The sequence below is a fragment of the Streptomyces sp. BoleA5 genome, assembly GCF_000373665.1.
Taxonomy (GTDB): Bacteria; Actinomycetota; Actinomycetes; order Streptomycetales; family Streptomycetaceae; genus Actinacidiphila.
On sequence record NZ_KB892091.1, the window covers coordinates 431,439 to 450,065 of the forward strand.

Annotated in this window: 16 protein-coding genes; 13 read left to right on the top strand and 3 right to left on the bottom strand. The window is 73.4% G+C overall.

All coding sequences use genetic code 11. From position 1 onward, the window contains the following. Window positions 1-267: 267 nt before the first annotated feature. A complete protein-coding gene (gene nhaA / locus B085_RS0105835; protein ID WP_037731239.1) occupies window positions 268-1,584 on the bottom strand; it encodes a Na+/H+ antiporter NhaA in 1,317 nt (438 codons plus the stop codon). A gap of 348 nt (window positions 1,585-1,932) precedes the next feature. On the opposite strand from nhaA, the gene B085_RS0105840 reads away from it, so the two are divergent. The 5 genes from B085_RS0105840 (at window position 1,933) to B085_RS0105860 (ending at window position 6,910) form a co-directional block, all read left to right on the top strand. Then, window positions 1,933-3,339, top strand: coding sequence for a molybdopterin-dependent oxidoreductase (locus tag B085_RS0105840; RefSeq protein WP_078619769.1), 1,407 nt, complete (start codon window positions 1,933-1,935; stop codon window positions 3,337-3,339). 2 nt (window positions 3,340-3,341) lie between these two features. Beyond that, window positions 3,342-3,854 carry a lipoprotein gene (locus B085_RS0105845; RefSeq protein ID WP_037731241.1) on the top strand — a complete coding sequence of 171 codons (513 nt, stop codon included), beginning with the start codon at window positions 3,342-3,344 and terminating at the stop codon, window positions 3,852-3,854. 386 nt (window positions 3,855-4,240) lie between these two features. Beyond that, entirely contained in the window at window positions 4,241-5,377 is a 1,137-nt protein-coding gene (locus B085_RS0105850; protein WP_026250726.1) for a molybdopterin-dependent oxidoreductase, read from the top strand. A 2-nt stretch (window positions 5,378-5,379) separates the two neighbouring features. Next, complete coding sequence (locus B085_RS0105855; RefSeq protein WP_037731368.1) at window positions 5,380-5,805, top strand: hypothetical protein; 426 nt, start codon at window positions 5,380-5,382, stop codon at window positions 5,803-5,805. Window positions 5,806-5,857: 52 nt separating this feature from the next. Then, the gene (locus B085_RS0105860) at window positions 5,858-6,910 is read left to right on the top strand and encodes an NAD-dependent epimerase/dehydratase family protein (protein ID WP_018557630.1); all 1,053 of its coding nucleotides are present in this window, start codon (window positions 5,858-5,860) and stop codon (window positions 6,908-6,910) included. Window positions 6,911-7,080: 170 nt separating this feature from the next. Here the strand turns inward: B085_RS0105860 and B085_RS0105865 are convergent, their stop codons facing one another. Together B085_RS0105865 and B085_RS0105870 are read right to left on the bottom strand one after the other, a co-directional pair. Then, entirely contained in the window at window positions 7,081-8,193 is a 1,113-nt protein-coding gene (locus B085_RS0105865) for a sensor histidine kinase (protein ID WP_018557631.1), read from the bottom strand. Next, entirely contained in the window at window positions 8,183-8,902 is a 720-nt protein-coding gene (locus B085_RS0105870) for a response regulator transcription factor (protein WP_018557632.1), read from the bottom strand. Before B085_RS0105870 ends, B085_RS0105865 begins: the two co-directional genes overlap by 11 nt. Window positions 8,903-9,019: 117 nt before the next feature. Here B085_RS0105870 and B085_RS41390 point away from each other — a divergent pair, with 117 nt between their 5' ends. From B085_RS41390 to B085_RS0105910, 8 genes are all read left to right on the top strand, one after another. Beyond that, window positions 9,020-9,748 (top strand): glycosyltransferase family 2 protein, encoded by a 729-nt coding sequence (locus B085_RS41390; RefSeq protein ID WP_037731369.1) that lies wholly within the window; start codon window positions 9,020-9,022, stop codon window positions 9,746-9,748. Beyond that, the gene (locus B085_RS50500) at window positions 9,745-10,401 is read left to right on the top strand and encodes a TIGR04282 family arsenosugar biosynthesis glycosyltransferase (RefSeq protein ID WP_018557634.1); all 657 of its coding nucleotides are present in this window, start codon (window positions 9,745-9,747) and stop codon (window positions 10,399-10,401) included. The genes B085_RS41390 and B085_RS50500 overlap by 4 nt, the downstream gene beginning before the upstream one ends. Beyond that, window positions 10,398-11,237 carry a class I SAM-dependent methyltransferase gene (locus B085_RS41395; protein WP_018557635.1) on the top strand — a complete coding sequence of 280 codons (840 nt, stop codon included), beginning with the start codon at window positions 10,398-10,400 and terminating at the stop codon, window positions 11,235-11,237. Before B085_RS50500 ends, B085_RS41395 begins: the two co-directional genes overlap by 4 nt. Then, complete coding sequence (locus B085_RS0105890; RefSeq protein ID WP_018557636.1) at window positions 11,234-12,685, top strand: glycosyltransferase family 87 protein; 1,452 nt, start codon at window positions 11,234-11,236, stop codon at window positions 12,683-12,685. Before B085_RS41395 ends, B085_RS0105890 begins: the two co-directional genes overlap by 4 nt. A 424-nt stretch (window positions 12,686-13,109) precedes the next feature. Further along, window positions 13,110-14,216, top strand: a complete 1,107-nt coding sequence (locus B085_RS41400) for a maleylacetate reductase (RefSeq protein ID WP_051101958.1) — start codon at window positions 13,110-13,112, stop codon at window positions 14,214-14,216. Then, a complete protein-coding gene (locus B085_RS41405) occupies window positions 14,209-15,096 on the top strand; it encodes a dioxygenase (protein ID WP_018557638.1) in 888 nt (295 codons plus the stop codon). The genes B085_RS41400 and B085_RS41405 overlap by 8 nt, the downstream gene beginning before the upstream one ends. Next, the gene (locus B085_RS41410; protein ID WP_018557639.1) at window positions 15,077-17,989 is read left to right on the top strand and encodes a BTAD domain-containing putative transcriptional regulator; all 2,913 of its coding nucleotides are present in this window, start codon (window positions 15,077-15,079) and stop codon (window positions 17,987-17,989) included. The genes B085_RS41405 and B085_RS41410 overlap by 20 nt, the downstream gene beginning before the upstream one ends. Window positions 17,990-18,095: 106 nt before the next feature. After that, window positions 18,096-18,590: a flavin reductase family protein gene (locus B085_RS0105910; RefSeq protein WP_026250728.1), complete on the top strand. Its 495-nt coding sequence runs from the start codon at window positions 18,096-18,098 to the stop codon at window positions 18,588-18,590. Window positions 18,591-18,627 lie beyond the last annotated feature (37 nt).

Consider the following 18,627-nt stretch of genomic DNA (forward strand, 5'->3'; position numbering starts at 1 on the left):
CGGGGTTCCCGCCGTGGCGAGGGCGCCCCCGTGGACACGAGCGACCCGGGCGGAACGGCCCGCACCGGCACCGGCCGCTTCCTCGAAGCCGGCGCGCACACCCCGGACCGGGCGGACCACGTGTCCGGCCACGGTCGGTGCCGGCCCGGTCCCTCGGTTCCTCCCCGCGAGCAGGCCGCACAGGGCAGCCCCACAGGCTCCGCACGCTCGCCCGGCGCACGACGGCCACTTGCACACGGCTGAGGCGCGGGCCCGCCGCCCCGGCTTTCAGTCCGCCTGTTCGGCTGTTGCGGGGCTCGTGTCGCCGCGCTGGTAGATGTCGGGAATGCCGTCCCCGTCCGCGTCGACGTCCTCTTCCGCGCACAGCCGCCGGTACAGCCGGTTCCGCCGGTGCAGGAGCAGCGAGGCGACGCAGGCCGATGCCAGGGAGGCGACGAGGACGGCCGCTTTGACATGTTCCCCTTGGGCCGGGGGGAAGGCGAGTTCGCCGATCAGCAGGGCGACGGTGAAGCCGATTCCGCCCAGGGTGGCGAGGCTGAACACATCGGCCCAGGCCAGGTCCGGGTTGAGGCGGGCACGGGTGAAGCGGGCCGCGAGGTAGGTACCCGCGAAGATGCCGATGATCTTGCCGATGAACAGGGCCACGACCACACCCAGCGGCTCCGGGCGGGTGAACACCTCGCCCAGTGCGCCTGCGGAGACCGCGACGCCCGCGGCGAACAGCGCGAACAGCGGGACCGCGATCCCCGCGGACAGCGGGTGAAGCAGGAACCCGGTGCGCTCGGCAGGCGAGGCTATCTCGTCGTCGTCCCGTGTGGTGCGCAGGATCAAGCCCATGGCGACGCCCGCGACGGTGGCGTGCACGCCGCCGTTGTACATCAGCGCCCAGATCACCAGCCCCAGCGGCACGTACCACCACCAGCCGGTGACCCGCAGCCGCTGGAGCCCGTAGAAGACCACCAGCGCGGCCACCGCCCCCAGCAGAGCCCACAGGTTCAGGTCGGAGGTGAAGAAGACCGCGATCACCAGGATCGCGCCCAGGTCGTCCACCACCGCGAGGGTCAGGAGAAAGGCCCGCAGGGCCGCGGGCAGGTGGGTGGAAATGACCGCCAGCACGGCGAGTGCGAAGGCGATGTCGGTGGCCATCGGCACGGCCCAGCCCTGCAGGCTCCCGCCGCCGAGCGCGGCGACCGTCACATACAGCCCGGCGGGCACGATCATCCCGGACACGGCCGCGACGACCGGCAGCGCGGCGGTCGCCGGCGTGCGGAGTTCCCCGACGACGAGTTCACGCTTCAGCTCGATCCCGGCGACCAGGAAGAAGACCGTCAGCAACCCGTCCGAGGCCCAGTGCCCGACCGACAGGTCCAGCCCGAGAGCGGGAACGCCGAAGTGAAAGTCGCGTACCGCCCCGTATGCTCCGCTCCACGGGCTGTTCGCCCACACGAGCGCCACCACCGCGGCACCCAGCAGGACCAGCCCACCGACCGTTTCCGTCCGCAGGGCCCGGGCAACCGCCCGCCGCTCCGGCCATGGGAGCACACCGAGGAACAGAGGAGGGCGGGAAGGGGGGGTAGGGGCCACAGGGGGCGAACCTCCGGGGTGTCGACGACGGAGCGCACACGGCTCCACAACGCCGACCAGACTTCCCGGCACACCGGGCGCCTTTTCTTGACGCCTTACTGACACCCTAGCGACCGATCGTCACCGCCCCCAAGTGCTCCTGGCCGGGTCGCCGGGAGCCGTGTTCCGCGGCCGCCGTCGGGTGCGCAGAGGTCACTCGCCTGCCCCGATCACAGGTCCTTTCGGTCGGTGATTCCCGGTCCTTGGTGGCGGCGGAACGATCTGCGGCCGAGCTCGGGATATGTGTGGGTGGCTGGATCACGGCCGCTGCCCTGCTCGGCGCGCGCCCTGGCTGCGGAGGGTCGGTTCATGAGCGGACGCGGACAGCCATCGTCGGCCGGACGCCCGGAGGGTCCGGAGGAGTCCCGGCCTGCCCCACGGCGCCACCGCAGGAGGATCGTTCCGGCCCTTTCCGTCCGCGCGGGCGCGGTCGGGCGGCGGATCCGTTCGGCGCTTGCGCGTCCCGGTCCTGTACGGCCCGATTTCTGGCGCAGTCCCATCCGGGGGCCGTGGCTGACCTCGGTCTTCGGGCTCGTACTGCTGTTCGGCATCCCGGTGATGTTCGTGACCGGCGTGCTCTCCTACGCCGCGTACAACCCGGACCTGGGGCCGATCAACGACCAGACTCCCGACAAGGGCCTGCTGGGGTTCTATCTCTTCGACTGGCCGACCCGTCCTCAGTGGCTGTACCGGCTGACCCAGGGCGTCCATGTGACGCTGGGCGTCGTCCTCGTGCCGGTGGTGCTGGCCAAACTGTGGTCGGTCATCCCGAAACTGTTCACGTGGCCGCCGCTGCGGTCGGTCGCGCACGCCCTCGAGCGCCTGTCGCTGCTCCTGCTGGTGGGCGGGGTGATCTTCGAGTTCGTGACCGGCATCTTCAATGTGCAGCTCTTCTACGTCTTCCCCGGCTCCTTCTACACCCTGCACTTCTACGGCGCCTGGGTGTTCATCGCCGCGTTCGTCGTCCACGTGAGCCTCAAACTGCGCCGGATGACGCGCGCGCTGCTCAGTCGCGATCCGTTCCGGGAACTGCGCACCGGGGTCTCCGAAACCCGGCCGGAGCCCCCCGACCCGGACGGCCTGGTGCCGGTCGCGCCCTCCGCTCCCACCATGAGTCGTCGCGGCGCCGTGGGGATGGTCGGCGCCGGATCACTCCTGCTGCTGGTGGTCACCGCGGGGCAGAGCATCGGTGGCCGACTGCGGGACACCGCCCTGCTCGCGCCGCACAACCGTGATCCGGGCAGCGGTCCGAACGGCTTCCAGATCAACAAGACCGCCGCGTCCGTCGGCGTCACCCCCGAACTCGTCGGCCCGGCCTGGCGGCTCGAGCTGCACGGCAGCGGACGGCCCCTGGCCTTCACCCGCGAGCAGTTGCTCGCCATGCCGCGGTACGCCGCGGCGCTGCCGATCGCGTGCGTGGAGGGCTGGTCGACCACGGATCAGCACTGGGAGGGCCTCCGGCTCGCCGATCTCGCGGCCCTGAGCGGAGTACGCACCGCCGCGAGCGTGCTGGTCGAGTCCGTCCAGCCGCCCGGCCCCTACAGCTCCGTGATGCTTCGCGGAAACCAGATCCACGACCCGCGGGCCCTGCTCGCCCTGCTGGTCAACGGAGTGGACCTGTCCATGGACCACGGCTTCCCGGCGCGTGTCATCGTGCCGGCCAACCCCGGGGTCAACAACACCAAGTGGGTGCACCGACTCACCTTCCGGACGTGATCATGTCCCGTTTCCCGCGCTGGTACGGCGCCAACCCCCTCCACCTGCTCGTCCTGATCTGCTCACTTGCCGTCACCGGCTACGCCTGCGTCAGGCTGTTCGCACAGCGGCCCGTCGAAGTGGCGATCTGGCTGGTGGGGGCGGCGGTCCTGCACGACCTCATCCTGCTGCCGCTCTACTCGCTCGCCGACCTCTCGGCCCGCTCGGTGCTCCGGCACCGGGCCCGGCACATGCCGACACCGGCGTGGATCAACTACCTGCGGGTGCCCTCCTTCCTGTCCGGAGTGCTGCTCCTGGTCTGGTTCCCCCTGATCTTCCGGCTTCCCGGCCCCTACCGAGGCGCCACCGGGCTCACCGACGCCATCTACATCGGCCGGTGGCTCGCCGTCACCGCCATCCTGTTCGGCGTGTCCGCCTTGCTCTTCGCCCTCAAGCTGGGCCGGATCCACCGGCAGGGGCCGGACGACGAGGCACAGCCTCCGAGGGCGCCGCGGCAGCCGAGCAGTACCGGCTGATGCACCTGGCGGCGACTCTGACGCAGGCGAGAGGCACGCAGGACGTCGTCGATCCGGTCGCCGACCGACTGGTGCCCGCCTGCGGATCCCGGGGGCTCGCCCTGATGACGAGGTCCGGGCGGGGTGAGGCGCGACGTCCGACCTGGGCCCGGCTGAGCGAGGTGGCGGCCGGGGGCGGTGCTGGAGCCGTTGCCGATTCGATCGCCACGGCCGCGCTTCCCCGATTCCCTCGACGACCGGCAGCACCATGTGGCTGCCCGCCCGTGGCCATGGCGTCCGTGTGACGCCACGGCGCCTCGGCGGCGGCCTGGTGAAGGCTGGGACGTCCCTGTTCCGTAAGGGGCTCGGGTGTTCCGCGGCGGCGTGGCGGCGGCTGGGATGGACGCATGAGATCACGTTTGCTCCCCCCGCGGTTCAACGGCAGGCTGCACGACGCCCGAACGGCGACGTCGATCGGGCGATGGCTCGGGATCGCCTTCATGGTGTGTTTCGCCACCGGTCTGATCAGCCATGTGCTGCAGCATCCGCCCGCATGGCTGTCCCCTGATCTGCCGAGCCGTCCGGTGTGGGGTTACCGGCTGACGCAGGGCCTGCACGTCGCATCGGGTGTCGCGGCGGTCCCGCTGCTGCTGGCGAAGTTGTGGACGGTGTACCCGCGGCTGTTCTCCTGGCCCGCGGTCCGATCGGTACGGCACGCCCTGGAGCGGTCGTCGGTGGCCGTGCTCGTGGCGGCGGCGGTCTTCGAGGTGGCCACCGGTCTGCTGAACACCGCGCAGTGGTACCCGTGGCCGTTCTCCTTCGTACCGGTGCACTACGCCGTGGCCTGGCTGGCGGCCGGATCGGTCCTGCTGCACCTCGCGGTCAAGGCCCCGGAGATCCGCGCGCACTGGGGCCGGCGGTCGCCGGGAACCCTGGCCCTGCCCGAGGAGGACGGGCCCGACCGGCGCTCGCTGCTGGCCGCGGTGGCGGCGGCGGCCGGTGCGGTCACGGTGACCACCGTGGGCCAGTCCCTCACCCCGCTGAAGGACCTCACCCTGCTGGCGCCCCGCCACCCGGACCACGGCCCGAGCGGCCTGCCCGTCAACCGCACCGCCGCCGCGGCCGGCGTCGGGCTGATCACGGCCGACCGCTTCCGCCTGACGGTCACCGGACCGCGGCCCCGCACGCTGACACTCGACGAGCTGAGGAACCTCCCCCAGTACGAGGCGCGGCTGCCGATCGCCTGCGTGGAGGGCTGGAGCAAGTCGGCGCGCTGGGCGGGTGTACGGGTGGCGGACCTCCTGGACCTCGTGGGGGCCCCGCCGCACGCCGGGGTACGGGCGGTCTCCCTGGAGACGCACGGCGGCTACCGGGTCTCCGAGATGGGGCGGGAGTACGCGCGCGACCCGCTGACCCTGCTCGCCCTGCGCCTGAACGGCGAGGAACTCACGCCGGACCACGGCTACCCGGTGCGTCTGATCGCGCCGAACCGGCCGGGTGTACTGCAGACCAAGTGGGTCGGCAGGCTGGAGGTGACGGCGTGAGGGTGAGCGTGACGCGACTCCTCACGGGCGCGGTCGGTCTGGTGCTCGCGGGCGTGGGCGGCTGCCTCCTGGTGGAGGTGCCGGATGTGACGGGTGTCCTGATCTGGCTCGGCGGGGCGGTGCTGCTGCACGACGTGTTGATCGCGCCTTTGGTTCTGCTCATCGGGTCGGCACTGGTCCGCGGGTGCGTGCGGGGCGCTGTCCGCGGGGCGTTGCTGGTCGGCGGCGCCTTGACGACGGTCGCCCTGCCGGTGCTGCTGCGCCCCGGGAAGCCGGCCAACCCTTCGGTCCTGCCCCTGGACTATCCGCGCAACTGGCTGGTCACGCTGCTTGCGGTGGCGGTGGTCGCGGCCCTCGTACCGGTCTTGCGGAGTGCTCTTCGCAGCCGCCGGCGGTCGCGTGCGGCGGGAAGGCTTACGAACCGCTGACGTGTCGGCGTCGTACGGTCGCCGGGCGGGCCGGCGGCCGTACGGTCGAGGCATGTTGATCCTGCTCACCGGAGGCGCGGGCTTCATCGGCTCGCACATCGCCGACGCACTCACCGGCGCCGGGCACGAGGTGCGCGTCCTCGACGCACTGCTGCCCGCCGCGCACCGCACTCCCCCGCCCGTCCCCGCGGGGGTGGACTGGCGGCAGGCGGACGTCCGGGACGCCGCCGCGGTGTCCCGGGCGCTGCGGGGCGTGGACGCGGTCTGCCATCAGGCGGCGATGGTCGGCCTCGGCAAGGACTTCGGCGACGCGCCCGCCTATGTCGGCTGCAACGACCTGGGCACGGCGGTGCTGCTGTCAGGCATGGCCGAAGCTGGAGTCGGATCGCTGCTGCTGGCGAGTTCGATGGTGGTCTACGGCGAGGGACGCTACGAGTGCCCGTCGCACGGTGCCGTGAGCCCGGGACCGCGCACGGTGGCCGAACTGCGGGCGGGGCGCTTCGAGCCGCCCTGTCCGCGGTGCGGCGAACCGCTGGCGTCCGGGCTGGTGGCCGAGGACGCCCCGCTCGATCCGCGCAACGTCTACGCCGCCACCAAGCTGACGCAGGAGCACCTCGCCTCCGCGTGGGCGCGCGTGGTGGGCGGACGGGTGATCGCGTTGCGCTACCACAACGTGTACGGCCCGGGGATGCCGCGCGACACCCCGTACGCCGGCGTCGCCTCGCTGTTCCGCTCCGCGCTGGAGCGGGGTGAGGCGCCAAGGGTGTTCGAGGACGGAGGCCAGCGGCGCGACTTCGTCCATGTACGGGATGTGGCCGGCGCCAACCTCGCGGCCCTGGACGGTCTGCCCGGTCTGCCGGAGGGGACCGCGCGGGCGTTCAACGTGGGCAGCGGTGAGCCGCACACCGTGCTGGACATGGCCGCCGCCCTGGCCGAAGCGCACGGCACGCGGACACCGGTGGTGACGGGCGAGTACCGGCTCGGCGACGTCCGCCACATCACGGCCTCCTCGCGCAGGCTGCGCGAGGAACTGGGCTGGCGGCCGCGGGTGGCGTTCGCCGAGGGGATGGCGGAGTTCGCGACCGCTCCGCTGCGCGACGCCTGACGGGAGCTACGGAACCGGGGCATGCTCGGTTCCGTAGCCGTCGGCTGGTGAGCACGTTCGACGCAGGGCCTTCGAGTTCCGAGGTCGGACCGCGCCCCCGCCGGTCGGCCGGGATGCAAGACCGCTGATGGGGTGGTGTGCCCGTCCGGCCGCCCGGCCGCACAGGGGTCTCAGGCGGCGGCGGGCAGCCGCACCTCGAACCGGCAACCGCCGGGGACGTTGCACACCGCCGCCCGGCCCTTGTGCGCCTCCACGATCCCCCGCACGATCGCCAGGCCCAGACCCGCGCCGGCGGGCGGGGTCCGCGCGTCGGTACCGCGCCAGCCGGTGTCGAAGACACGCGGCAGGTCCTCCGCGGGAATCCCGCCGCAGCCGTCCGTGACAGACACCACGACGCTGTTCGCCTCCCGGCGTGCGGAGACCGCGATCGTGCCGTCCGCGGGAGTCCGGTGGATCGCGTTGACGAGCAGGTTGGCCAGTACGCGGGACATCTCGCGGCCGTCGACCTCGACCGGGACCGGCTCGACCCCGTCCCCGACGATTCGCACGCCGTGCTCCCTGGCGAGGGTGGCGGCACCCGCGAGCGCGTCGCCCACGAGGTCGTAGACGGACATGCGCGTGGTGTTGAGGGCGAGGACGCCGGCCTGGATACGGGAGAGCTCGAAGAGGTCGCCGACCATGCCGCTCATGCGTTCGACCTCCGCGCGGATGCGGGAGTGGTAGACGCCCGGATCGTCCATGATGCCGTCCTCCAGGGCCTCGGTCATGGCCTGCAGTCCGGCGAGGGGGGTGCGCAGGTCGTGGGAGATCCAGGCGACCAGTTCGCGGCGGGATTCCTCCAAGGCCCTCTCCCGCTCCCTGGACGCCGAGAGCTTCGCGCTCGTGGCGGCCAGTTCACGACCCAGTTCGGCCAGTTCGGCTGTCGGTGCGGCGGCGGGCGGGGTGAAACCGCCGCCGTCGCCGAAGGCGCGGGTGGCCTCGGCCAGAGCCCGGCTGCCGCGGACGACCCCGCGCCCGAGCGCGAGGGCCACCGCGAGTGAGACGACCGCCGCGATGGAGCAGACCATGGTCACGACCCACAGGTCGTGGTCGGACAGGAACATGGCCCAGGACACCAGCATGGTTCCGGCGAGCATGGCCGCGACCGTGACGACCGCGACCACCGCCAGGGAAAGCGCCACCGAGCGGCTGCGCAGCAGCCGCAGAACGCCGGTGCCGAGCAACCCGGCGGCGGCGGCGCCGATGGCCGCGTAGACCACGATGAGGAGGGTGTCATGCACCATCGAGGGCTCCCTCGTCCGCGGCCGGGGGGTCGAACCGGTAGCCCACGCCCCACACGGTGCTGATCAGGCGGGGGCGCGCGGGGTCCACCTCGATCTTCTCCCGCAGCCGTCGGACGTGGACGGTGACCGTCGACAGGTCGCCGAACTCCCAGCCCCACACCCGGCGCATGAGCTCCTCCCGGCTCGTGGCCCGTCCGGGATTGCGGAGGAAGAACTCCAGCAGATCGAACTCGCGGATCGTCAGGGCGAGTTCGGCTCCGTGGCGGGTGACACGGCGGGCGCCGGGATCGAGGGCGAGGGTGCCGGCACGCAGCCCGGATCCGTCCGGGGCACCCCGCGCGGCGCGGTCTCCGGTGCGGCGCAGCACCGACGCCACCCTGAGCACCAGTTCGCGGGGGCTGAAGGGCTTGGTGACGTAGTCGTCGGCCCCGACCTCCAGCCCGAGGACGCGGTCCTCCTCGTCGCCCCGCGCCGTCAGCATGATCACGGGGATCGGGCCGTTGTCGCGGATGCGGCGGCAGACCTCGAGGCCGTCCATGCCGGGAAGCATCAGGTCCAGGACCACGAGGTCCGGCGCCCGGACGGCGGCCAGGGCCACGGCGGAGGGTCCGTCGAAGGCCACCTCGGCGCCGAAGCCCGCCCGGTTCAGGTAACCGACGACGACCTCGGACACGGTGGCGTCGTCGTCGACGACGAGTACGTGTTTCACGTCGTCGAGTCTCGCACCCGGCCTTCGGCCGACGGCGGGAACGGTGGCGGACGTCAGGGATCCGTAAGACGCGTGGATCCCTTTTGGGGCTTTTGCACTCGTAGGGTGAGTGGGGTGATCGAGACTCCCCCTTCTCCTCCCGCCGCCGTGGACGTGGTACTTCCCTGCCTCGACGAGGCCGGGGCCCTGCCCTGGGTGCTGGAACGCATCCCCTCGGGCTGGCGCGCGATCGTCGTCGACAACGGGTCCACCGACGGTTCGGCGGACATCGCCCGCAGCCTCGGGGCGCACGTGGTCCAGGAGCCGCGGCACGGTTTCGGGGCCGCCTGCCACGCGGGCCTCACCGCCGCGACAGCGGACGTCGTCTGCTTCTGCGACTGCGACGCCTCGCTCGACCCCACGCTGCTGCCCGCCGTCGCCGGAGCCGTCCTCGCCGGCACCGCCGACCTCGTCCTGGGGCGCCGCAGGCCCGTGACACGCGGCGCCTGGCCCCTGCACGCCCGGCTGGCCAACCTGGAGTTGGCCCGGATGGTCCGGCGGCGCACCGGTCTGCGCCTCCACGACCTGGGACCGATGCGCGCCGCGCGCCGTGAGCCCCTGCTCGCCCTGGCCCTGACGGACCGTCGCTCCGGCTACCCCCTGCAGATGGTGGTCCGCGCCGCCGACGCGGGCTGGCGGGTGGCGGAGACGGACGTCCCCTACCGGCCGCGCACGGGCCGCTCCAAGGTCACCGGCACCTGGCGCGGTACGTGGCAGGCGGTACGGGACATGCGTTCCGTCCTCGCCGAGCCGCCGGCCGCCGACTCGGTGGCCGCCGCGGCGACCGGACGGGCAACGGAACGATGAGCGCCCGCGGTCCGGCCTCGGGAGCCGTCACACTGCTGGTCATCGCGAAGGAACCCGTCCCGGGGCGGGTCAAGACACGGCTCACCCCTCCCTACACACCCCGGGAAGCCGCCGCACTCGCGCAGGCCGCCCTCACCGACACACTGCACACGGTGCTCAGGGCCCCCGCCCGGCGCCGCGTCCTCGTCCTCGACGGTGCTCCCGGTCCATGGCTGCCGCCCGGCTTCGAGGTCGTACGCCAGGAAAGCGGCGGCCTGGACGAACGGATCGCGGCCGCCTTCGCCTGCTGCGACCGCGAACCGGCCCTCCTGCTCGGCATGGACACCCCGCAACTCACCGCGGACCTCCTCGCGGAGGCCGGACACGACGGCCACGACGCATGGTTCGGTCCGGCCGAGGACGGCGGATTCTGGGCGCTGGGCTTCGCCGATCCGGGCTGCGCCGCGGCCCTCGTGCGCGGCGTGCCGATGTCCACCGCCCACACCGGCGCGGCACAGCGGCGCCGGCTCGTCGAAGCGGGGCTCGACGTCGGCGACCTGCCGGTGCTGCGAGATGTGGACACCGCCGCCGACGCCGCGGAGGTGGCCGCGTGCTGCCCGCCGGGCTCGCGCTTCGCCACCGTGCTCGACTCGCTCGCGAGGGCGGGTCGGTGAGCGGCACGGCGGGCGGTCCGGATCCCGTCCTCGCGGAACGGACGCAGCCGAACGGGGCCCCGCGGAGGACCCGGACGACGGGCCTGCCGCCCGGCATCCCCGCGCGGCCGGGCGAGCCATGGTCCGACGACCCCTACGCGCACGCCCTGCGGACCGGTCGGGGCCCGCTTTTCCTGCGCCGCCTGTCGCCGCCGCCGCGGCCGTACGGCACCGCGGAGGAAGCGGATCAGCTGCTGCCGCTGGACGTGGAGCGCTGGTGCGCCGTGCCCGACGCCGCCGACACCGTCGTCCTGAACCGCTGCACCGGCCCCGTCCTCGACGTGGGCTGCGGACCGGGACGCCTGGTCTGCGCCCTCGCCGCCCGGGGCGTGCGGGCACTCGGCGTGGACGTGAGCCCCGCCGCGGTGGCCCGGACCCGGCGGCATGGGGGCTCCGCCGTGCGCCGTTCCGTGTTCGACCGCCTTCCGGGGGAGGGCCGCTGGGGCAGCGTCCTACTGCTGGACGGCAACATCGGCATCGGCGGGGACCCGTTCGCCCTCCTGGCCCGCCTGCGCACCCTGGTCGCGCCCGGCGGGCGCCTCCTGGCGGAGGCCGCGCCGCGCGTGGAGGAGGAGCGTCTGACCGTCCGGGTCGAGGACAGCCGGGGCCGGCACGGCCGCCCCTTTCCCTGGGCCCGCGTCGGCAGCGCCGTCCTGCTGAGCACCGCCGAGGCGGCGGGGTGGACACCGGCCGCCCGGTGGACCGCCGAAGGACGCCCGTTCGTCGAACTGCACCGCCCGCGTTCCGGGCACCGCGACGCCTGCCTCACGGCCGCCGAAGGGCCCGGACGGCCATGAGTGACACAGCCGCCGCACAGCACGGGTCCCCGCCGTCCGGCCGGCCGGCGGCCGCGAACCGGACACCTGCCCGACTCCGCACCGTCGCCGTCGCGGTCCTTCTCGCCGCACTGGCCGCCGTCGTCATCGGCACCCTGCGCGCGGGCGACAGCCAGAGCCACCCCGGCCGACTGCTGGCCGGATACGCCGTCGCCTGGACGCTGTTCGCCGCCGCTGCATGGGCCGTCCGCAGGGTCCCGGCGCGCGCCGCCACCGCGCTGGTCCTGGCCGGCGCCGCCGCCGTGGCGCTCGCCGGGCTCGCCGCCCCGCCGCGCACCAGCACCGACATGTACCGCTACGCATGGGACGGCCGTGTCCAGGCCGCCGGAATCTCGCCCTACGCCCATACGCCCGCCGCGCCGGAACTCGCCGGGCTGCGTGACGCCTGGCTGTTCCCCGCCGGGGGCTCCTGCCAGGGCTGGGGACTGACCCGAACGGACAGCGGCGTGTGCACCCGCATCAACCGCCCCGACGTCCCGACCATCTACCCGCCGGTGGCCGAAGGCTGGTTCGTCACCGTCCATGCCCTCTCGCCGCCCGGCAGCCGCCACAAACCGCTCCAAGCAGGCGGCGCCCTGCTGGCGTTCGCAACGACCGTCGCCCTCCTCGCGGTGCTGCGCCGGCGCGGCGACCCCCGCCGGGCTCCGGCTCGTGCCGCGTTGTGGGCGTGGTGCCCGGCCGTCCCCTTCGAAGCGGTCGACAACGCCCACATCGACACCCTCGGCGTCCTGCTGACCGTGCTCGCCCTCGGGACCGCCACCTCCGGCGCCCGGCGCGGAGCGCTGCTCGGTGCCGCCGTGGCCGTGAAGCTGCTGCCCCTTCTGACGCTGCCCGGCGCGCTCTCCGGGGAGCGCAGCCCTGCGCGTGTCCTGCGCACGGTGTCGGCGACGGCCGCCGTGGTCGCGCTCGCCTACGTGCCGTACGTCGCCGCGTCGGGCGCCGGCGTCCTGGGCTACCTGCCCGGATACCTGGCGGAGGAGGGCTACGAGCCCGGCGACGTGCACCGCTTCGCGCTGCTGCGCCTGCTGCTGCCGGACACCGCCGCGGGAGCGGCCGCGGTCGCGCTGCTCGCACTGCTGGCCCTGTACGTATGGCGGCGAGGCGACCCGGCCCGCCCCTGGCGCGGAGCCCTGCTGGTGACCGGTGCGGCACTGCTGCTGGTCTCGCCCAACTACCCCTGGTACTCACTGCTCGTGGTCGGCCTCGTCGCGCTCGACGGCCGCTGGGAGTGGCTGGCGGTCACCCTCGCCGGAACGGTCCTCTACCTCGGGGGCGGGCTTGTGACCGGTACCTCACTTCAGACGTGCGCGTACGGTGCGGCCGCCGTGTGCGTCGTGGTCGGCGCGTGTCTGCGCGCCGGCCCGCCACGGCGGCTCCTGGACGGGTTGCGCTTGCGGTCGCGCACCTGACCCACCTGGATCCGGCCTCCGGCCTGAAGAGCCTCACCCCGGCCGGGGGCGCACGGCGCACGATGGAAATCCAGGAGCGGGAAAAACCGCGCGCCAATACGCGGATCGACTGATCCGGAATTCGCCGCGCACCCGGGCCTGTCCACGGAGAGCGGCATTGTCGAATTGTTCCGCGCATTGCGCGTCCGGTGGGAGGCAGCCCGCACCCGGAGCGCATCGCGCACCTGTTCACAGCTTTCGTGCTGCGCGCATCACCAGCATGGGGGATATCCGCTCCCGTCCGGCGACCCGGGCGGCCGACCATCCGTCCCGTGAATGAGGTAATCGGATCGTGCTGAACACCGTCGCGCGAAGGATTCATTGACGCCGCACCGCACGGACGACAAGACTCCAATTCCGGTGAAGAAATATGCGAGGGGCAGTCATGAAGTCGTTCGTGCACAGAGGACAGATCACGAAAGTGGTCTTCGGCAGCGGAACGCGCGCCGGGCTGGCCACCGAGGTCGAGGCGCTGGGACGCGGCAGGGCCCTGGTGCTGTGCACCCCCGGGCAGACCGCCCAGGCGGAGGAGGTGAGTGAGATCCTCGGGGCGCTCACCGCCGGCGTCTTCGACCAGGCGGCGGCCCACACCCCCGTGGCGGTCACCGGGAAGGCTGTCGACGCGGCGCGGGCCGCCGACGCGGACTGCCTGGTCTCGGTGGGCGGCGGCTCGGCCATCGGCCTCGGCAAGGCCGTCGCGCTGCGCACCGGGCTTCCGCACCTCGCCCTCCCGACCACCTACGCCGGTTCCGAGATGACGCCGATCCTGGGCGAGACCCAGGACGGCGGGAAGACCACCCGGCGGCTGCCCGAGGTCCTGCTCGACACCGTCGTGTACGACGTCGATCTCACCCTCACCCTGCCGCCCCACGTCGCCGCCGTCAGCGGGCTCAACGCCATGGCCCACGCCGTGGAGTCGCTGTACGCCCAGGACGGCGACCCGCTCGCCTTCCTGACGGCCGGTGAGGCTCTCGACGCCCTCGCGGTGGCGCTCCCGGAGATCCTGCGCGATCCCGCGGACACCGAGGCGCGGGCGACCGCGCTGTACGGTGCCTGGCTGGCCGGGACCTGCCTGGGCACCGTCGGCATGGCCCTGCACCACAAGGTGTGCCATGTCCTTGGCGGTTCCTTCGACCTGCCGCACGCTCAGACACACGCCGTCGTACTTCCCCACGTCGTCGCCTACAACGCCCCGGCGGCCGAGACGGCCATGGCCCGGATCAGCCGGGCGCTGCCCGGCCCGGATCCCGTGGGCGCCGTCTTCCGCTTCGCGCGCGGCATCGGCGCCCCCCGGGCCCTGCGCGACCTGGGCATGCCCGAATCGGGCATCGCCGAGGCCGCCGACCTGGTCGTCCGGGACGGCTACTGGAACCCCCGACCCGTGCACCGAGACGCCGTGCGCGACCTCCTCCGACGGGCCTGGGCCGGCGAACCCCCGGCCCGGGCCGCCTCCGGCCCTCACTACGACCCGACGGGAGCCCGTCATGCGTGACCTCACCGACACCACCATCACCGAGGCCGTCATCTCCACCGTCAGCGAAGCGAAGGACGCCCGCCTCGCCGGCATCCTCGAGGCGCTGGTCCGCCACGCGCACGACTTCGTCCGTGAGACCGGCCTCACCGAGCAGGAGTGGGCGCGCGGCATGGACTTCCTCACCCGCACAGGGCAGAAGTGCACCCCCACGCGGCAGGAGTTCATCCTGCTCTCCGACGTGCTGGGGATCACGATGCTGGTGGACGCGCTCGGCAACCGCCGCGCGGCGGAGTCGACCCAGAACAGCGTCCTCGGCCCCTTCTTCCGCGACGACCGTCCACACGCGGCCGACGGCGCGGACATCTCCGGGGGACTGCCCGGCACACCCTTCTTCTTCGAGGGCCTGGTCACCGACGACCACGGCACACCGGTCGCGAACGCCGGGATCGACGTCTGGCACAGCGACGCGGACGGCCACTACGACGTGGACGTGCCCGGGCTGTCGGACCCCGCCATGCGCGCCCTGCTGCGCACCGACGACGAGGGCCGCTTCCGCTTCCGCTCGATCCGCCCGTCGAGCTATCCCATCCCGGACGACGGGCCCGTGGGCGAGATGATGCGGGCCACCGGCCGGTCCGTCATGCGTCCCGCGCACCTGCACGTCATGATCACCGCCGAGGGCTTCCAGCGTGTGACCACCATGCTCTTCCCCGCCGACGACCTCTACCTGGACCAGGACCCGGTCTTCGGCGTCAAGCAGTCGCTGGTGACGGAGTACGCGAGCCACCCGGCCGGCACCGGACCGTTCGGCACGCGGACAGATGAGCCCTACACCCTGCTGCGTCACACCTTCGTGCTCGAGCCGGGACGGTCGGCTCATGACCCGCGGCCTTCCTGACGGGCCGCTCCCGGGGCTGCCGGATCTTCCCGCCGGCGTCGTCCCGCGGCCGCGGGTGACCCGCCGCATCCTTCAGGCGCTGGCCGGGCGTCCGGTGCTCGTCGTCGCGGCCTCCGCCGGGGCGGGCAAGACGACCGCGGTGCTCCAGGCGGCACGGGCCCTGCCCGGCCCGGCCGCCTGGATCCCGCTGGGCGGCCTCGCCACCGGTGACATCGCCTCCGAAGCGCTGCGAGGCCGTCTGGCGCGGGCGGTGCCCGCCACCGGGACGGGGTCGCTCGTGGTCGACGGACTGGAGCACATCGCGGGCCGCGCGGCGGCCGAGGACGCGCTCAGTGCGCTCGTCCTGCAACCACCGCCGCGGCTGCGGCTGGTGCTCGTCACCCGGGCGGATCCACCGGAGGGCATCGCAGGTCTCGGCGACGTCCATCGCGTGGCCTTCCTCGACGACGCCGACCTCGCCTTCGACGTCTCCGAGGCCGCCCGGGCCCTGCGCCCAGCCGGTCTGGAGGAGCAGGCGCATTTCCGGGTGCGGGCCATGAAGGGCTGGGTCACCGGTGTCCTGCACGACTGGTGGGCCACCGATCCCGCGGCCGGCCGGCTCGACCTGCTCTGCGCCGGCCTGCTGCGGCAGCTCACCGCGGCGGAGGCGGCGCTGCTGGTCGCCACCAGCGTGCTGGACGAGGTGACGGCCGAGTCCGCCAACGCCCTCGGGCTGTCCTGCCCGGACCGCACCATGGCCGCCCTGCGCCACCGCCGGCTGCCGCTGGCGTGGTCCCGCGACGGCACGCGCATGCGGCCGCTGCCACGGTTCCGCGGGTACCTGCGCAAGCGCGCCGACACCATGGGCGAGAACGCCCGGCGTGAACTCAGGCGCCGGCACGCCACGTTGCTGGAAGCGTCAGGCCGTCACGAGGAGGCCGTGACGGAACTGCTGATGGCCGGAGAACCGGCGGCGGCACGGCGTGCCGCCGAACAGGTCCTGCCCGGTGTCCTGGACCGGCTGGACCTGGCCACGGCGGAGAGCTGGCTCGACCGGATGCGGCCCACGCCCGGCCCCCCGGCCCCGGAGCTCGTGTCCGCCGCACTGCGCGTCGCGTTCGGCCGCGAGCAGTGCTGGCGGGGGCTGCGGCTGGCCGACGAGCACGGGCCGTCCTGGTGGGGCGCGCTGCCCGGACAGCCCGGCGGCAGCGAGGACCTGGCGCTGCTGCTGTGGTGCTTCTGGCACGCGGGCAGGACCGACGAGGCCCGGCAGATGCTGCGCGTCATGTCCCCCGGCCGCCACCGCGACATCGCCGCGGCCCTCATGTCCCTGGCGGACGGCACCCCCCTCACACCGCTTCCGGACCTGCGGGCCGACGCCGCGGGCCCGGTCGAGGTCATGCTGATGCGGATCGCCTACATGGGCGGCAGAATCGACGAGTTGCAGGGCGACCCCGCTCCGCCAGGCGCCTGGCGCCTGGCGACCGGTGCCCCCTGGACGGTGGCGGCGCTCCGCGCGACGGGACGCATCTCCCGGGCCGGCGAGATGTACGCGTCCCTTGGTGAGGGACCCCGTCCGGTGTGGCTGACGGCCATCGACGACGTGGAGCTGATGGCCGACCTCGGACGGCATGAGGAGGCCTGGGCCGCACTGGAAGCCGGACGCCGGGCCGTCGCGGCGACCGGCTCACGTGTGTACGAGATTCTCAGCCTGCTGCTGGAGGCCAAACTGGCCCTGCGGCTCGACGGCGACGTCGCGCGCGCCACCCGGGCGCTGACCGAGGCGGCCCGCCACGGCAGTGCCCGGTACGCCTTCACCGGGGAACTGGCCGGCACCTGGCACGGACTGCAACTCCTCCTGGCGGGCCGGGACGGGGAAGCGGCCCACCGACTGGCCGTCACGGTCGCCGCCATGACCACGGGCAACCGGCTGCTGGAACTGCCCACCGCGGCCGTCTACCTGAGCGAGGCGATGTGGCGCGCCGGTGACGCGGAGGCCGCGGACGCCGCGGCCGACCTCGCCCTGGGTGTCGCATCCGCCCGGGGCGGCCGCCATCTGCTGCTGCAGGCGCTGGACGATGTCCCGGCGGTCGCCGTACGCAGGGCCGACGCCGAGCCCTCGCACTCCTCGCCCTGGCACGAACTCGTGGCGGCCTTGTCCTCGGGGCGGGTGGCACTGAGCGCCCCCGCCTCGCCGCGGCTGATCCTCGAGGAGTTCGGGGTGGTGAGGCTGTGCGCGGACGGGCGGGAGGTCCGTCCACGGCTGGCCAAGAGCACGGAACTGCTGGCGTTCCTGCTGAACAGACCGGGGGCGACCGCACGACGCGCGCTGCTGCTCGAGTCCCTGTTCCCCGGCCGGAGCGATGCCGCCGGGCGCAGCTACCTGCGGCAGGCGGTGTACCGGCTGCGGGAGGTGCTGCCCGAGGGGGTGGCGCTCCTGCAGGAGGATGACGTGCACCGGCTGACGCCCCATGCGTCCGCGGCCGGGTCCTCGGGCACCTTCGGGCGCCTGCTGGCGGAGGCCGGCAGGCAGGACGGCGAACACCGCTTCAACACCCTGCTGGAGGCGCTGCGGACGGCGGGAAGGGGCCCCTACTTCGAGGGCGTCTCCACCCCGTGGCTGGACGCCCGCCGCGAGGAACTGGCGGCGGCGTTCACCCAGGCGCAGGTCGACGCCGGCGCCGTCGCCCTGCGCCTGGGCCGGATCCGCGAGACCCGGGAGCTGGCGGCGGCGGCGCTGGCCCGCGATCCGTACCGCGAGCAGGCCTGGCGACTGGCGCTGGCGGGTGCCGAGGCGGCCGGGGACGACGGCGAACTCATCGAGCTGTACCGGGGCTACCTGCGGGCCATGGCCGATCTCGGCGTACGTCCGTCTCAGGATATGAGACGTCTGGTCGAGCGGCTGCGCCGATGAGACGTGAACCCTCCACCACAGTGCGGTTTCCCCGGCATTAACAGGTGGCGGCGCACAGTTCACCACGTCCACCAGGGCTCGGCTCACTCCTTCCCGGAGGTCTCCCATGACTGAAACCCTCGACATGTCCGTCGCCTTTCGCGCCACGATGGGACGCCTGGCCACCGGGGTCAGCGTCATCACCACCAGGACCGCAACCGCCTCTGTGGGCATGACGGCCAGTGCGGTCTCCGCACTGTCGCTGGACCCACTGCAGCTCATCGTGTGCATCGGCAACCACCTGTTCACCCGCACCGCGATCGCCGAGCACGGGCGCTTCGCCGTCAACGTCCTCGGCGAGGACTGCGAGCACCTGGCCCGCACGTTCTCCGCTCCGGTGCCGGACCGCTTCGCCGGCGTGGCCGTGGACGAGGACCACGGGGTGCCGGTGCTCCGGGACGCCATCGCCACGGTGGTCTGCGACGTCGCCCAGGCCCTGCCCGGTGGCGACCACACCATCTTCGTCGGCGACGTCAGGCACTTCGAGCACCGGGCACAGGCCCGCCCGCTGCTCTATTTCGCGGGCGGATTCGGTGTCCTGAGCCCGCAGAGCGGTCTCTGACGACCGCGACCCCCTCAAGTCCCCCCGGTGCCCGGTG

Bases quoted from the DNA above. Each gene is read 5' to 3' on its own strand.
- B085_RS41405 (WP_018557638.1), top strand. From the start codon at position 14,209: ATGCGTGACCTCACCGACACCACCATCACCGAGGCCGTCATCTCCACC.
- B085_RS41400 (WP_051101958.1), top strand. From the start codon at position 13,110: ATGAAGTCGTTCGTGCACAGAGGACAGATCACGAAAGTGGTCTTCGGC.
- B085_RS50500 (WP_018557634.1), top strand. From the start codon at position 9,745: ATGAGCGCCCGCGGTCCGGCCTCGGGAGCCGTCACACTGCTGGTCATC.
- B085_RS0105845 (WP_037731241.1), top strand. From the start codon at position 3,342: ATGTCCCGTTTCCCGCGCTGGTACGGCGCCAACCCCCTCCACCTGCTC.
- B085_RS0105865 (WP_018557631.1), bottom strand. From the start codon at position 8,193: ATGGTGCATGACACCCTCCTCATCGTGGTCTACGCGGCCATCGGCGCC.
- B085_RS41410 (WP_018557639.1), top strand. From the start codon at position 15,077: ATGACCCGCGGCCTTCCTGACGGGCCGCTCCCGGGGCTGCCGGATCTT.
- B085_RS0105850 (WP_026250726.1), top strand. From the start codon at position 4,241: ATGAGATCACGTTTGCTCCCCCCGCGGTTCAACGGCAGGCTGCACGAC.
- B085_RS0105910 (WP_026250728.1), top strand. From the start codon at position 18,096: ATGACTGAAACCCTCGACATGTCCGTCGCCTTTCGCGCCACGATGGGA.
- B085_RS0105860 (WP_018557630.1), top strand. From the start codon at position 5,858: ATGTTGATCCTGCTCACCGGAGGCGCGGGCTTCATCGGCTCGCACATC.
- B085_RS0105840 (WP_078619769.1), top strand. From the start codon at position 1,933: ATGAGCGGACGCGGACAGCCATCGTCGGCCGGACGCCCGGAGGGTCCG.
- B085_RS0105890 (WP_018557636.1), top strand. From the start codon at position 11,234: ATGAGTGACACAGCCGCCGCACAGCACGGGTCCCCGCCGTCCGGCCGG.